The sequence below is a fragment of the Adlercreutzia equolifaciens genome (genome assembly GCF_029076695.1).
Classification (GTDB): domain Bacteria; phylum Actinomycetota; class Coriobacteriia; order Coriobacteriales; family Eggerthellaceae; genus Adlercreutzia; species Adlercreutzia equolifaciens_A.
In genome coordinates this window covers 1-293 of record NZ_JARFIK010000520.1, presented here as the reverse complement: position 1 = coordinate 293, position 293 = coordinate 1, and the positions used below count along the sequence as shown (strand labels likewise).

Below are 293 nucleotides of genomic sequence, written 5' to 3'. Positions count from 1 at the left end.
AACAGACTGCGTGTGGACATGGTCAAAAAAGGAGATATGATGTCAGTGGAGGATGTGACGGAGATCCTTGCGATTGATCTTTTAGGAGTCATTCCGGATGACGAATCCGTGGTGATTGCAACCAATCAGGGAGAACCGGTCGTAGGCGAGGAAAGTCCGGCAGGAAAAGGATATGAGAATATCTGCCGCCGTCTGACAGGAGAGGAGATTCCGGTGACGGATTTTTCACGGCATAGCGGAATCAGAAAAAAACTTTCGGGTTTATTTCATCGCAGGTAGGAGGGGAATCATAT

General features: G+C 48.1%; 1 protein-coding gene. It reads left to right on the top strand.

The genetic code is table 11. The annotated features are described in order from the left end of the window. Positions 1-279: hypothetical protein (locus PZH32_RS13445; RefSeq protein ID WP_428994058.1), on the top strand; the 279-nt coding region annotated here is incomplete at its 5' end. Positions 280-293 lie beyond the last annotated feature (14 nt).